The organism is Piezobacter thermophilus, assembly GCF_055386745.1.
Window position 1 is genome coordinate 2601086 of sequence record NZ_AP042380.1, and the last position, 12962, is coordinate 2614047.

Here is a 12962-nt window from a genome sequence, read left to right on the forward strand (position 1 = left end):
CCCCTTGTTTACGCATGTCCGAGAAGCTCAAAACCGGTTCCCGCTTTTGAGCGACATGCTCCGAGGCTGGAGGCAACGATCCGCCCTCAAGGGGGGCCGCATGAGCAGAACCCGCGCCACCGCCATCGGATTTTCCGCCGTTCTCATGTGGTCGCTGCTGGCCCTGCTGACCGTTGGCACGGCGCCGACGCCGCCGCTGCTGCTCAACGCCATAGCCTTCAGCATCGGCGGCGCGCTGGGGCTGATCTGGACCGCCGCCACCGGGCAGCTTGCCGGCCTTGCCCGCGTGCCCCTGCGGGTCCATGCCTTCGGCGCGCTGGGCCTGTTCGGCTATCACGCGCTGTATTTCTCGGCACTGCGCCTGGCCCCGGCGGCCGAGGCCGGGCTGATCGCCTATCTGTGGCCATTGCTGATCGTGCTGTTTTCCGGCCTGCTGCCGGGCGAGCGGCTGCGCCGCGGCCACCTCATCGGCGCCTCTGCGGCCTTTGCCGGGGCGGCGCTTGTCATCGCGGGGGGCGGCGGCGGGTTCCGGGCGGCCTATCTGGCCGGGTATGCGCTGGCTTTCCTGTGCGCGCTGACATGGTCGGGCTATTCGGTGCTGTCGCGCCGCCTGGGCCACATCCCGACCAGTTCGGTTACCGTGTTCTGCCTGGTCACGGCTGCAGCCTCGTGGGGGCTGCATTTCGCTTTCGAGGAAACCGTCTGGCCCCCGGGCCTGCCGGGCTGGGCGGCGGCCATCGGCCTGGGGCTGGGCCCGGTGGGGGCGGCCTTCTATGTCTGGGATATCGGGGTCAAGCACGGCGACATCCAGCTTCTGGGCACCGCGTCCTATGCCGCCCCGTTGCTGTCCACGCTGATCCTCGTGGGCGCGGGCATCGCGGCGCCCTCGTGGGCGCTGGTCGCCGCCGCCCTTCTGATCGCCGGCGGCGCGGGTCTGGCCGCGCGCGCCGCTCGCACCGGTTCGGGGTCGTCCTAGGAGGACAGCCTCTCGATCTCTTCCTTGAGCTTCAGTTTCTGCTTCTTGAGGGCCGCCAGCTGGAGCGTATCGATGCCCGGAGCTCGTTGAAGTTCCTCGACCTCGTGATCGAGCGTCTCGTGCTTCTTCTTCAGTTCTTCCAGGTGCGCGCTCAGGCTCATGGCAATCCTCCTTCTGAACTATGACAGTTCGAGTTGACCACATCCCCGGCGTCGAGTCACGCGAGAGGACGCACAAGTTGTGGCGAATCCGAGATATGTACGCAGCGGGGCGGAAACAACCGGGGCAGACGCCCTCCGGGGCGCGCGGATACGGGCGGGACCGGTTTCACCCCCGGCGCCCGGACGGCCAGGGCATGGGTGCGCCATCCCTTTGCACGGCAAGGATTTCCGGCGTGTAATGTTCGCGATCGCCCAGGTGCTGGCGGCCGCGGTGCAGGATGACCGGCGGCAACAGGCGAAAATCCGCGCGTCCCCCCTTGCGGGCGCGCAGGATGACCAGTTCGGGTGCACGGCCGGGGCGCGCCATGAGGGGAAGAACCTCGACCGACCCCAGCCGCCCGGTGCAGCCGGCCAGCATCTCGGGCAGCCTCGCGGCGCGCTGGATCATGTGGAAAAACCCGCGCGGCGCCAGCCGCCGGGCGGCAACCGCGATCCACTCCGACAACGGCGTGGCCCCGCCCAGCGCCACGCGCCGCCCGGCATCGCGTGCACCGGTATGCGCGCCGGCGCGGAAATAGGGCGGGTTGGCAATGACATGATCGAAGGAGCGGCGGCGCAACTCATCGGGCAGCTCGGTCAGGTCGGCGCAGATCACCTCCATCTGCTGCCCGTTCTCCTCGGCATTGCGCCGGGCCAGCTCGGCATAGGCCGGCTGCAGCTCCACCCCGGTCAGCCGCAGCCCGCCTACCCGCGCCCCGAGGCACAATGCCGCAGCCCCCGCCCCGCAGCCGAGGTCGAGAACCGTCTGCCCGGCCCGCGCCGGCACGCTGGCGGCAAGAAACACCGGATCTACCCCGGCCCGGTAGCCGCGCCGCGGCTGCCACAGCTGCACCCGCCCGCCCAGAAAGGCATCGCGGGTCAGTTCCTCCTGCGCGATCCGGGTCACGACCGCAAGGGTATCTCGTTGTCGCGGATCACCACCAGCGCGGCGTCGAAATCATCGTCGTGAACCATCAGCCGGCGCGGGAACAGCCCGATCCCACCTTCGAGGACACTCATGTTTACGTCCATTGCAAAGCAGTCTATATCCTCGCCCTCGAGAAGGGCGGTTGCAAAGGCGATGACGGTCGGATCCGTGCTGCGCAAGAGTTCCTTCATGGGGATGGATCTAAAGGCAAGGCCACCGCAATGTCGAGCCTTGAAGCAGGGGCCTGATGGACACGATCACGGCAACCGGACCGCATGAACGCCTTGCCGCGGCACTGGCTGCGGAAATGGACGCCGTCAACGACCTGATCCGGCAGCGCATGGCCTCCGAACATGCCCCGCGCATCCCCGAGGTCACCGCCCACCTGGTCGAAGCCGGCGGCAAACGCCTGCGCCCGATGCTGACGCTGGCCGCCGCAAGGCTGTGCGGCTACGAAGGCGACCATCACATCCGGCTGGCCGCGACGGTGGAATTCATCCATACCGCCACGCTGCTGCATGACGACGTGGTGGACGAAAGCGTCCGGCGCCGCGGCCGGCCCACCGCCAACCTGCTTTGGGACAACAAGTCCAGCGTTCTGGTGGGCGACTACCTGTTCTCGCGCAGCTTCCAGCTGATGGTCGAGACCGGCTCGCTGCGCGTGCTCGACATCCTCGCCAATGCCTCGGCCACCATCGCCGAGGGCGAGGTGCTGCAGATGACCGCCGCCCAGGACCTGCGCACCGGGGAAGAGACCTACCTCAAGGTGGTGCGCGGCAAGACCGCCGCACTGTTCGCCGCCGCCACGCAGGTGGGCGGGGTGATCGCCGGAGCCCCCGACGATCAGGTCCGGGCGCTCCACGATTACGGAGACGCGCTGGGCATCGCCTTCCAGATCGCCGACGACCTGCTGGACTACCAGGGCGACAGCCGCGCCACCGGCAAGAACGTGGGCGACGACTTCCGCGAACGCAAGCTCACCCTCCCCGTCATCAAGGCCGTCGCCCGCGCCACCGCGGAAGAACGCGCCTTCTGGCAGCGCACCATCGAAAAGGGCCGGCAGGAGGCGGACGACCTCGACCACGCCCTGTCGCTCATGCACAAATACGGCACCCTCGACGCGACCCGGGACGACGCGAACGCCTGGGCCGAAAAGGCGCGACGCGCCCTTTCCCCCCTGCCCGAGAGCGAGCTGCGCCAGATGCTGAGCGACCTTGCCGCCTACGTGGTCGCCCGCCTCAACTGACCCCGTTCTCCTCTTCCTCTTGCCGAAAATACTCCCGCCGGAGGCACCGCCGCGCACGCCAGGGCGCGGCTGAAGGGCGTGGCCCGCCCCGCGGGCCTCCGGTTGTCCACGGTATCAATCCGTGGCCAGCGTGACCGCCCGCACCCACCATCCCGGCTCGGCCGCCGCAATCCGCCGCGCGGCCAGGCGCGCATCCTCCATGTCGGAAAACAGCCCGAAGCAGGTCGCGCCAGAGCCGCTCATCCGTGCCAGAGCCGCCCCGGACCCGTGCAAGACGGCCAGAACCTGCCCGATCACCGGAACCAACCCCACGGCCGCCTCCTGGAGATCGTTGCGCTGCCCGGCCAGCCAGGCCGCGCAATCGGCAACGCCGCCAAATGCGGGCAACTCCGGCATCGGGGCCCGGTCGCGCCGCTCCAGCGCAGCGAAAACATCAGGCGTACGCAACGCCACGCCGGGATTGACCAGCACCGCGGGCAACGGCGGAATGCCGGTGACCGGCACCACCTCGTCGCCGATCCCGGACATGCGCGCGCTGACCGCCTGCAAACACACCGGCACATCCGCACCCAGCAGGGCCGGATCGGGCACGGCCGGATCGGGCACGGCCGGATCGGGCTCAGGCCGACCATGGATGCGGCGCAGCGCCCGCAACGTGGCGGCGGCATCCGACGACCCGCCCCCCAGGCCCGCCGCCGCCGGAAGATGCTTTTCCAGCGTGATCTCGACCCCCTCGGCCCCCGCGAGGCGCGCTGCACGCATGACCAGATTGCTCTCGCCCGGCGGTACCGCACCGGCCGTCGGTCCGGTCACCCGCAGCGTTACCCCCCCGCGCGCCACACGCACCCGGATCAGGTCGCCGAAATCGGCAAACACCACCAGCGAATCGAGAAGGTGATATCCGTCCCCCCGCCGCCCCGTCACATGCAGGGTCAGGTTGACCTTCGCCGGGGCAAGTTCCTCCGCGAAGACCTCACCTGTCGCCATTGGCAACCTTCACCAGCGGCGGCGCGCCCTCCGAGGCCAGAACCGCGTCCAGCCCGATCTCCAGCTTGCGGCGGATGCGTTCGGGATCGGCCTCGCCATCGCCGCCATCCTCGGGGATGAAGGACAGCGCCCGGCGCCACTGGAATCGCGCCTCGCGCTTGCGCCCCACCGCCCAGTAGACATCGCCCAGGTGATCGTTGACCACCGGGTCCACCGGCATCAGCTCGACCGCGCGCTCCATGTGCCCGACCGCCTCTTCGTAGCGGCCGAGACGGAACAGGGCCCAGCCGAGGCTGTCCACGATATAGCCGCTGTCGGGCCGGGCGGCGACGGCGCGCTCGATCAGCGACAGCGCCTCGTCCAGATCGGCCTGTTTCTCGACCATCGAATAGCCCAGATAGTTCAGCACCTGCGGCTGATCCGGGCGGAGCTCCAGCGCCTTGCGGAAATCGGCCTCGGCCTTCTCCCACCGGTCCAGCCGCTCGTATCCGATCCCGCGTGCATAATACAGGAACCAGCGGTTGTCGGCCCCCTCCGGGGTGAGCTTCAGCGCCTTGTCATAGGCCTTCACCGCTTCCCGGTAGTTTTCCTGCTGCCGCAGAAGATCCCCCAGCGAGGAATAGACCTGCGGCTGGTCCGGGTAATCGCGCGCAAGTTGTTCCAGAACCTCCACCGCCGCATCCGGCTTGCCCGCACGCCGCAGCACCTCGGCCCGGCCCAACTCGGCGGCAAAATGTTCGGGGCTGTCGGGCGGGACGCGCTTGAAGGCCGCTTCGGCAAGGTCGAGCTGGCCGAGGCTTTCCAGCAGATCGGCGGCCAGCAGCATCGCCTCCACATGGCCGGGGTTCAGATATTCCGCCAGACGCGCGTAAAGCAACGCATATTCGTCGGACGCGTCCCCGCGCAATGCGGCACCTATCGAGTAGAACACCTCGGCAATGCCCTCGCGCGGCGAACGGATCACATCGAAGGGCAGCCTTTCTCCCGACTTCAGCCGCTCGATCAACCGTGCCACCGCCGGATCAGCGCCGCCAAGTGCATCCTCCAGCATCTTCAGCGCCGCGTCCGCCCGATCCAGTTGCGACAGGATCTGGGCCCGTGCCACCAGCGCGCGGCGGGAAAACAGCGACTGCCGGCCGTTCTTCCCGGAAAACACCGCCTCGGCACCCTCGAAATCGCCGACCGAGGCCAGCGCCAGCGCCTTGTGATACAGCGCGAAGCCGCGCACGCCATTTCGCGTCGCCACCTTCTCGAACCGGGCGATCGCGGCCGAGACGGTGCCGCTTCCCATCATCGCCCATCCCTGCACCAGGCCATCGACCAGCGGACCGATGCCGCCCGAATCCCGGCCCAGCCGCCCGAGAAGATCGTCATAGCGGTCCTCGGCGGCAAGGCTGGCGGCGATGACCATGTTGGCCATCTGGTTGTCCAGGCCCAGCCCCTCCATCCGCTGCGCCACGGCCAGGGCCTTGTCGAACCGCCCCAGCGCCACCAGCGACAGGATCTCGTTTTCAAGGAAACGCGGATTGTCAGGATCGTATTGCAGAACCTGTTCGAAATAGCGGGCGGCAGCGGCGAAATCGCTTTCGAACACGGCCTGGCGCCCGGCCAGGTAGGCCCCCGACATGCTTTGGGCAGCGGCCAGGGATGGCAGAACCAGAGACAGAGCGGTTGCGGCCAGGGCCGCTCGCCGGAAAATCGATGACACGGGAAGGAACCTGCTTTTCGTCATGAGCTGAATCACAAGCTAGGTCTTCTCGGCCCGACAGGCAATGGCCGGTCCCCGCGCAGCCCCGGCCATTGCCGTCCTTGTGACCTACATGTTGGGATAGTTCGGCCCGTCCCCGCCCTGGGGCGTGGTCCAGTTGATGTTCTGGCTGGGGTCCTTGATGTCGCAGGTCTTGCAATGCACGCAGTTCTGGAAATTTATGACAAAGCGCGGCGCCTGCCCCTCTTCCTCGATCACCTCGTAGACGCCAGCCGGGCAGTAGCGCTGCGCCGGTTCGGCGTATTTCGGCAGGTTGACCCGGATCGGCAGCTCGGGATCGGCCAGCTTCAGATGGCAGGGCTGGTTCTCCTCGTGATTGGTGAAGGAGAAGGAGACATTGGTCAGCCGGTCGAAGCTGAGCCGGCCGTCGGGTTTGGGATAGTCGATGGGCTTGTGCCGGTCGGCCGGCTCGGTGGCCTCGGCATCGGTCTTGCCGTGGCCCAGCGTGCCGAACAGCGACAGGCCGAACAGCTGGTTGGTCCACATGTCGAACCCGCCCAGCGCCAGGCTGGGCAGCATGCCCCATTTCGACCACATCGGCTTGACGTTGCGCACCCGCTTCAGATCCCTGCCGATCTCGCCCTCGCGCACGGCCTCTTCATAGGCGGTCAGCTCGTCCGAGGCGCGCCCGGCGGCAATCGCCTCATGCGCGGCCTCGGCCGCGGCAATGCCCGAGAGCATGGCGTTGTGATTGCCCTTGATGCGCGGCACGTTGACCATGCCCACCGCGCAGCCCAAGAGCGCCGCCCCCGGCATCACCATCTTCGGCATCGACTGCCAGCCGCCTTCGGAGATCGCCCGCGCGCCATAGGCCACGCGCTTGCCGCCCTCGAGCAACTCGGCCACCATCGGGTGATGCTTGAAGCGCTGGAACTCCATGTAGGGGTAGAGCCAGGGGTTGGCGTAGTTCAGGTGGACCACGAAGCCCACATAGACCTGGTTGTTCTCCAGGTGATAGATGAAGGAGCCGCCCCCCGCATTGCCACCCAGCGGCCAGCCCATGGTGTGGATGACCGTGCCCTCGCGGTGCTTTGCCGGGTCGATCTCCCAGATCTCCTTCATGCCGATGCCGAATTTCTGCGGCTCCTTGCCGGCGCTCAGGTCGTATCTGGCAATCAGCTCCTTGGCCAGCGAGCCGCGCACGCCCTCGCTGATGAAGACATACTTGCCCAGCAGCTCCATGCCGGGTTCGTAGTTCGGCCCCGGCGTGCCGTCGGGGTTCTTTCCGAACTCGCCGGCGACCACGCCCTTCACCTCGCCGCCCTCGCCATAGACGATCTCGGAACAGGCCATGCCGGGGAAGATCTCGACCCCCAGCGCATCGGCCTGTTCGGCCATCCAGCGGCAGACATTGGCCATGCTGACGATATACTTGCCGTGGTTCGACATCAGCGGCGGCATCGGCCAGTTGGGGATGCGCATCGCGCCGGCCTCGCCCAGCATGTAGAAGCGGTCCTTCCTCACCGGCACGGTGATCGGCGCGCCGCGCTCCTTCCAGTCGGGGATCAGCCGGTCGAGCCCGCAGGTGTCCAGCACCGCCCCCGACAGGATGTGCGCGCCGACCTCGGAGCCCTTCTCGAGCACCACCACGTTCAGATCGGCATCAAGCTGCTTGAGGCGGATCGCCGCCGAAAGCCCGGCCGGGCCGGCCCCGACGATCACCACGTCGTATTCCATCGCTTCGCGTTCTATCCCGGACATCGCGGCGCTCCCTCGCTGAACCGTCCCCCGACCCCGCGGGGGCTCAATTTCGCTTCGCGGTTGGATAACGTTTGCTGCACCGCAACGTCAATCGAAACCATGCGGCACGAGGGGGGGGGCAGGACGGGGCCGGGGCGCGGCCGGATCCGGTGACGGGGGTCCGCTTGCGCCTTTCTCTTGCTTTCCGCCCCCCGATTGAGTCAGGAATGATCCGACCCTGACACTCGCCCCGTTGCGACCCGCAGCGGGGCCAGAGGCAATTGATGGACCAGGACAGAATGGAAAAGATCCCGATGACCCCGGCGGGCTATGCCGCGCTGGAAGCAGAACTGAAGCAGCTCAAGTCCGAAGAGCGGCCGGCAATCATCAAGGCGATTGCCGAGGCGCGCGAACATGGTGACCTGTCGGAGAACGCCGAATACCATTCCGCCCGCGAAAAGCAGTCCTTCATCGAAGGCCGGATCAAGGAGCTGGAAGGCATCCTGGGCCGCGCCGAGGTGATCGATCCGGCCTCGCTGAACGGGGCGATCAAGTTCGGCGCCACCGTGACTCTGGTGGACGAGGAAACCGAGGAAGAAAAGACCTGGCAGATCGTGGGCGAGCACGAGGCCAATATCGAGAAGGGTCTGCTCAACATGAAGTCGCCCATCGCCCGGGCGCTGATCGGCAAGAACGTGGGCGACAGCGTCGAGGTTCGCACGCCGGGCGGCGAGCGCTATTACGAGGTGGTGAAGATCGTCTATTGCTGACGGAGGGTCGTCGATGCCCCGCGCAGCCGAAGGGACGCGAAAAGCTGCCGGTCCGCCGCCGGTGGACCTCTACGCACGCCCCGAGTCGCCGGCGGTCACGGGGATCGAGATTACCGCCGTCGTTCTGAGCGCCATCTGGCTGGTGGTGGTGACGGCCTTCCTGGTCCTGTCCCCGCCGGCGCCGCAGGACGGGTCGGCTGCGGGTCGGTTCCTGATGACCGTGCTGGTCGTGTTCATGCCGGTTGCGGTGATCTGGGTCGGCGCGACGGCGGCGCGTGCATCGCGGGTGATGCGCGAGGAGAGCCAACGCCTGCAGGCGGCGATCGATGCGCTTCGGCAGGCGCAGATCGCCCAGGCCCAGCGTGGCGCGCTCGCCCCCGAGCCCGCGGTCGCGCGCAAGCTCGACGAGATCGCCGAGACCGCGAAAAAGACCGAGACCGCGCTGGCCACCTTTCACACCACGCGTCTGGACCGCAACCGGCCGGCCATGCAACCGGCGCCGGAACCGGCCACGGAACCGACCGAAAGCCAGGGCGCCCTGCCGCTGGGAACGCGGGCCGAGGACATGGCGCCGCCGCTGAGCACCCGGGATTTCATCCGCGCGCTGAACTTCCCCGAAACGGCCGAGGATACGGATGGCTTTGCGGCGCTGCGGCGGGCGTTGAAGGACCGCCGGGCCGCGCTTCTGATCCGGGCCGCGCAGGATGTTCTGACGCTGCTGAGCCAGGACGGGATCTACATGGACGATCTGCGCCCCGACATGGCCCGCCCCGAGATCTGGCGCCGCTTTGCCAAGGGCGCGCGCGGGCGTGAAGTGGCGGTGCTGGGCGGTATCCGCGACCGCAGCTCGCTGGCGCTGAGCGCGGCGCGGATGAAGCAGGATCCGATCTTCCGAGATGCCGCGCATCATTTCCTGCGCCGTTTCGACCAGGTCTTTGCCGAATTCGAGGCCACGGCCAACGACGAGGAGATCACGGCGCTGGCCGATACCCGCACGGCGCGGGCCTTCATGCTGCTGGGGCGCGTCGCCGGCACCTTCGACTGAGGCGCGCGCCCGTCGGCGCGGCATTTCGCGGGGCTCTGCCCCGCACCCCGGAGTATTTTTGGCAAGAGGAAGGGAAGATCAGAGGCCGAACCCCGCCCAGGGGATGAAGCGGACCGGGTCGCCAGGGCGGATGTGGCGTTCCCCGTCGGCGAGTTCGACCAGCCCTTCGGCCCAGCTCAGCCCCGAGATGCGGCCCGAGCCTTCCGAGTGGAACACCTCGGCCCGGCCGTTGCGGATGCGCGCGCGCAGATATTCGCGTCGGCCCGGCTTCTTGCGCTTCTCGAAGGCGGCGGGCAGGTCGAAACCCTGCGGTTCGCGCCAGCCCATGCCCGCCATGAGCGCCATGGCAGGATATGCGAACACGAGCGTGCAGACCATGGCCGCCACCGGGTTGCCGGGAAGCCCGAACACCGGTCGGCCGTTCCACATGGCCAGCGCCAGCGGGCGGCCCGGCTTGATGGCGATGCGCCATTCCTGCATGGCCCCGCTTTCGCGCAGCAGCGCCGAGACGTGATCCTCGTCACCGGCCGAGGCCCCGCCCGACGTCAGGATGACATCGGCCTCTTGCGCCGCCTGGTCGAGACGGGCGCGCAGGGCTTGGCGGTCGTCCTGCACGCGCCCCATGTCGCGCGGCGCGAAGCCCATGCGGCGGATCAGCCCCAGCAGCATGGGCCGATTGGCGTCATAGATCTTCGCCGGAGCGGCGGGCTGGCCCGGCTCGGCCAGTTCGTCGCCGGTGGAGATGACCGCGACGCGGAGGCGTTCGTGCACCGGCACCGCGCCGATACCCACCGCGGCCAGCAGGGCGAGGTCGGCCGGGGTCAGGCGGCGGCCGGCCCCGAGTGCGACCGCGCCCGCGACCACGTCCTCGCCGGCGGCCCGGGCATTGGCGCCCTTCTTCAGCGGCCCGCGAAAGGCGATCCGGTCCTGGCCCAGGGTCACGTCCTCTTCCAGGACCACCGTATCCACCCCCTCGGGCAGCGCCGCCCCGGTCAGTATCCGGATCGCCTCGCCCGGCGGCACCACGCCATCAAACGGCACTCCGGCGGCAGCGCGGCCACGGGTCAGCGGCAAAACATGGGCGCCTTGTGCGACCGGGCCGGCAAAGCCGTAGCCATCGACCGCGGAATTGGCCTGCGGCGGGTTGGAGCGCCGGGCGATGGCGTCTTTGGCGAGGATCCGGTCCAGCGCCTCGGCCAGCGGGACGTTTTCGGTGGCGGTGACCGGGTGCAACCGCTCGCGCAGCAGCGCCAGGGCGTCGGCAACCGGGGTCCAGTTCACGCCGGCGGGAAGGGCGAAGCAGTCATTGCGCAGGGGGGGCGGTTTCAGCATCGAGGTCTCTCCCGCAATCCGGTTTCGGCAAGAATGAAATCGGCGATCCGCCCGGTGTCGTCCAGGTCGAACACCGGCAGGTCGAGCTCCAGAGGCACGTCGCTGGCCACCGCGCGCACGGTCGGATCCTGCGGCGCGATCAGCGGATTGCCGGTTTCGGCGCGGTGGGCCTCGACCTTGGGGTGGCGGTCGCGCTTGTAGCCTTCGATCAGCACCAGATCCACCGGCGCCAGGCGCGTCAGCAGGGTTTCCAGCGCCGGTTCCTCTTCGCCCCGCAACTCGTGCATAAGGGCGAAACGGTGGCGCGAGGCCAGAAGCACCTCTTTCGCACCGGCCGCACGGTGGCGCCAGCTGTCCTTGCCTTCCTGGTCGATGTCGAAGTTGTGATGGGCGTGCTTGACCGTGGACACGGTGAGCCCGCGCCCTGTGATCTCGCGCACCAGCCGCTCCATCAGGCCGGTCTTGCCGGCGTTCTTCCAGCCGACCACGCCATAGACCTTCATTGCAGCTCCTCCAGAAGGGCCTCGGCCCGGGCCAGATCGCCGGGCGTGTTGACGTTGAAGAACGGATCCACCGCGCCCGCCGGAAACAGCGCCTCACGCCCGCCATGGGCATCGGTCCAGCGAACCACCTTGCGCACGCCTCCGGCCAGCGCGCGGCGCAGATCCTCGCGCAGGGCCACGGGCCACAGGCCGAAGGTCGGGTGGCGCGCGCGCCCCCGCGCGGGGTCGGGCGTGGCGGCCAGCACGAGAGGGCATTCCATCCCCTCGGCCGCCGCCACCAGCCGGGCCACCAGGTCGGACGGGAAGAAGGGCGTGTCAGCAGCGGCGGTGACGATTACCCCGGCCCCCAGCCCCGCGGCCCAGTCGAGCCCGGCCAGCACCCCGGCCAGCGGGCCGGGGTGCCCGGGAACCGAATCGGCGATCACCGGCAGGCCGAATTGGGCGAAGCGGCCCGGATCGCCATTGGCATTGAGCGCAAGCCCCGCCACCTGGGGGGCAAGCCGGTCGATGACATGCGCCAGCAGAGGCCGGCCGCCAAGGCTCAGCAGCCCCTTGTCGCCGCCGCCCATCCGCGTGGCCAGCCCGCCGGCAAGGATGACCCCCAGCGGACGCATCAGCCCCGCGCGCTCTTGCGGCGGTGACGGGGGTCTTCGGGCGGGACCGAGGCCGGGTTCGCGTCCCAGACCAGCCGCTCGGCCCCCGCAAGGCAGATGAACCGCTGCCCGCGCATCCGCCCGATCAGGGTCAGCCCCACCTGTCGGGCGATTTCCACCCCCCAGGCGGTGAAACCCGATCGCGAGGCCAGCACCGGGATCCCCATCAACGCCGTCTTTATCACCATCTCGGAGGTCAACCGCCCGGTGGTGTAGAGGATCTTGTCGGCACCCGGCTCACCTTCCGAAAGCATCCAGCCGGCGATCTTGTCCACGGCGTTGTGGCGGCCCACGTCCTCCATGTAGACCAGCGGCCGGTCCTCGCGGCACAGCACGGTGCCGTGGATCGCCCCGGCTTCGAGGTAGAGCGACGGCGTGCGGTTGATCTTCTGCGCCAGCGCGTAAAGCCACGAGGTCCGCAGCTCGGCGCCCGGAAGCGTCACGCCTTCGAGCCCTTCCATCATGTCGCCGAACACGGTGCCCACGGCGCACCCGCTGGTGCGGGTCTTCTTCTTCAGCTTTTCCTCGTAGGTGGTCTGCGAGGCGGTGCGCACCACCACGGTCTCGATCTCTTCGTCGTAATCGACGGCAATGATGGTTTCATCCTCGCGCAGCATCCGCTGGTTGCGCAGAAAGCCGAGCGCAAGATATTCCGGGTAGTCACCGATGGTCATCGCGGTGACGATCTCGTGGCCGTTGAGGAAGATCGTGAGCGGGCGCTCCTCGACCACCGGGATCCGGGCGGGTGCCCCGGTCTGGTCCACCCCCTCGACGGCCCGGGTCAGGCGCGCCGCCTGCGGATCGGGCGCAATGATGTAGCCGGTCACATCCTCCGTGCCTGTCGCCAATGGCTTTCCCCCTCGTGCCTGATCCG

General features: G+C 68.5%; 14 protein-coding genes. 4 read left to right on the forward strand and 10 right to left on the reverse strand.

Translation table 11 applies throughout. From position 1 onward, the window contains the following. Positions 1-100: 100 nt before the first annotated feature. Positions 101-976, forward strand: coding sequence for an aromatic amino acid exporter YddG (gene yddG / locus ACZ5CM_RS12565; RefSeq protein ID WP_464639115.1), 876 nt, complete (start codon positions 101-103; stop codon positions 974-976). On the opposite strand, the gene ACZ5CM_RS12570 is transcribed toward yddG, so the two are convergent. The 3 genes from ACZ5CM_RS12570 to ACZ5CM_RS12580 all read right to left on the reverse strand — a co-directional run bounded on the left by ACZ5CM_RS12570 (position 973) and on the right by ACZ5CM_RS12580 (position 2295). After that, positions 973-1137, reverse strand: coding sequence for a DUF465 domain-containing protein (locus tag ACZ5CM_RS12570; RefSeq protein ID WP_464639116.1), 165 nt, complete (start codon positions 1135-1137; stop codon positions 973-975). The genes yddG and ACZ5CM_RS12570 overlap by 4 nt on opposite strands. Before the next feature lie 166 nt (positions 1138-1303). Continuing rightward, complete coding sequence (locus ACZ5CM_RS12575) at positions 1304-2083, reverse strand: tRNA1(Val) (adenine(37)-N6)-methyltransferase (protein ID WP_464639117.1); 780 nt, start codon at positions 2081-2083, stop codon at positions 1304-1306. Next, positions 2080-2295, reverse strand: a complete 216-nt coding sequence (locus ACZ5CM_RS12580; protein WP_464639118.1) for a putative signal transducing protein — start codon at positions 2293-2295, stop codon at positions 2080-2082. The genes ACZ5CM_RS12575 and ACZ5CM_RS12580 overlap by 4 nt, the downstream gene beginning before the upstream one ends. A gap of 56 nt (positions 2296-2351) precedes the next feature. Between ACZ5CM_RS12580 and ACZ5CM_RS12585 the strand changes: the two genes are divergently transcribed. Beyond that, positions 2352-3350 carry a polyprenyl synthetase family protein gene (locus ACZ5CM_RS12585; RefSeq protein WP_464639119.1) on the forward strand — a complete coding sequence of 333 codons (999 nt, stop codon included), beginning with the start codon at positions 2352-2354 and terminating at the stop codon, positions 3348-3350. A gap of 114 nt (positions 3351-3464) precedes the next feature. Here ACZ5CM_RS12585 and ACZ5CM_RS12590 read toward each other — a convergent pair whose 3' ends face one another. The 3 genes from ACZ5CM_RS12590 to ACZ5CM_RS12600 form a co-directional block, all read right to left on the reverse strand. Further along, positions 3465-4337 (reverse strand): 4-(cytidine 5'-diphospho)-2-C-methyl-D-erythritol kinase, encoded by an 873-nt coding sequence (locus tag ACZ5CM_RS12590; protein ID WP_464639120.1) that lies wholly within the window; start codon positions 4335-4337, stop codon positions 3465-3467. After that, a complete protein-coding gene (locus tag ACZ5CM_RS12595) occupies positions 4324-6069 on the reverse strand; it encodes a tetratricopeptide repeat protein (RefSeq protein WP_464639121.1) in 1746 nt (581 codons plus the stop codon). Before ACZ5CM_RS12595 ends, ACZ5CM_RS12590 begins: the two co-directional genes overlap by 14 nt. Positions 6070-6153: 84 nt before the next feature. Then, entirely contained in the window at positions 6154-7806 is a 1653-nt protein-coding gene (locus ACZ5CM_RS12600) for an electron transfer flavoprotein-ubiquinone oxidoreductase (RefSeq protein ID WP_464639122.1), read from the reverse strand. Positions 7807-8084: 278 nt separating this feature from the next. Between ACZ5CM_RS12600 and greA the strand changes: the two genes are divergently transcribed. Beyond that, positions 8085-8555: a transcription elongation factor GreA gene (gene greA / locus ACZ5CM_RS12605; RefSeq protein WP_464639123.1), complete on the forward strand. Its 471-nt coding sequence runs from the start codon at positions 8085-8087 to the stop codon at positions 8553-8555. A 13-nt stretch (positions 8556-8568) separates the two neighbouring features. Continuing rightward, entirely contained in the window at positions 8569-9600 is a 1032-nt protein-coding gene (locus tag ACZ5CM_RS12610; protein ID WP_464639124.1) for a hypothetical protein, read from the forward strand. A 78-nt stretch (positions 9601-9678) separates the two neighbouring features. On the opposite strand, the gene ACZ5CM_RS12615 is transcribed toward ACZ5CM_RS12610, so the two are convergent. The 4 genes from ACZ5CM_RS12615 to ACZ5CM_RS12630 are packed head-to-tail and all read right to left on the reverse strand — an operon-like array spanning position 9679 to position 12936. Then, positions 9679-10932 (reverse strand): molybdopterin-binding protein, encoded by a 1254-nt coding sequence (locus tag ACZ5CM_RS12615; protein ID WP_464639125.1) that lies wholly within the window; start codon positions 10930-10932, stop codon positions 9679-9681. Further along, positions 10926-11435 carry a molybdopterin-guanine dinucleotide biosynthesis protein B gene (gene mobB / locus ACZ5CM_RS12620; protein WP_464639126.1) on the reverse strand — a complete coding sequence of 170 codons (510 nt, stop codon included), beginning with the start codon at positions 11433-11435 and terminating at the stop codon, positions 10926-10928. The genes ACZ5CM_RS12615 and mobB overlap by 7 nt, the downstream gene beginning before the upstream one ends. Then, positions 11432-12052: a molybdenum cofactor guanylyltransferase MobA gene (gene mobA / locus ACZ5CM_RS12625; RefSeq protein WP_464642598.1), complete on the reverse strand. Its 621-nt coding sequence runs from the start codon at positions 12050-12052 to the stop codon at positions 11432-11434. The genes mobB and mobA overlap by 4 nt, the downstream gene beginning before the upstream one ends. Next, on the reverse strand, positions 12049-12936 hold the full coding sequence (locus ACZ5CM_RS12630) for a formate dehydrogenase accessory sulfurtransferase FdhD (protein WP_464639127.1): 888 nt from the start codon (positions 12934-12936) through the stop codon (positions 12049-12051). The genes mobA and ACZ5CM_RS12630 overlap by 4 nt, the downstream gene beginning before the upstream one ends. Positions 12937-12962 lie beyond the last annotated feature (26 nt).

Coding starts and splice junctions, on each gene's coding strand:
- yddG (WP_464639115.1), top strand. CDS start 101: ATGAGCAGAACCCGCGCCACCGCCATCGGATTTTCCGCCGTTCTCATG.
- ACZ5CM_RS12570 (WP_464639116.1), bottom strand. CDS start 1,137: ATGAGCCTGAGCGCGCACCTGGAAGAACTGAAGAAGAAGCACGAGACG.
- ACZ5CM_RS12580 (WP_464639118.1), bottom strand. CDS start 2,295: ATGAAGGAACTCTTGCGCAGCACGGATCCGACCGTCATCGCCTTTGCA.
- ACZ5CM_RS12585 (WP_464639119.1), top strand. CDS start 2,352: ATGGACACGATCACGGCAACCGGACCGCATGAACGCCTTGCCGCGGCA.
- ACZ5CM_RS12590 (WP_464639120.1), bottom strand. CDS start 4,337: ATGGCGACAGGTGAGGTCTTCGCGGAGGAACTTGCCCCGGCGAAGGTC.
- ACZ5CM_RS12595 (WP_464639121.1), bottom strand. CDS start 6,069: ATGACGAAAAGCAGGTTCCTTCCCGTGTCATCGATTTTCCGGCGAGCG.
- ACZ5CM_RS12600 (WP_464639122.1), bottom strand. CDS start 7,806: ATGTCCGGGATAGAACGCGAAGCGATGGAATACGACGTGGTGATCGTC.
- greA (WP_464639123.1), top strand. CDS start 8,085: ATGGAAAAGATCCCGATGACCCCGGCGGGCTATGCCGCGCTGGAAGCA.
- ACZ5CM_RS12610 (WP_464639124.1), top strand. CDS start 8,569: ATGCCCCGCGCAGCCGAAGGGACGCGAAAAGCTGCCGGTCCGCCGCCG.
- ACZ5CM_RS12615 (WP_464639125.1), bottom strand. CDS start 10,932: ATGCTGAAACCGCCCCCCCTGCGCAATGACTGCTTCGCCCTTCCCGCC.
- mobB (WP_464639126.1), bottom strand. CDS start 11,435: ATGAAGGTCTATGGCGTGGTCGGCTGGAAGAACGCCGGCAAGACCGGC.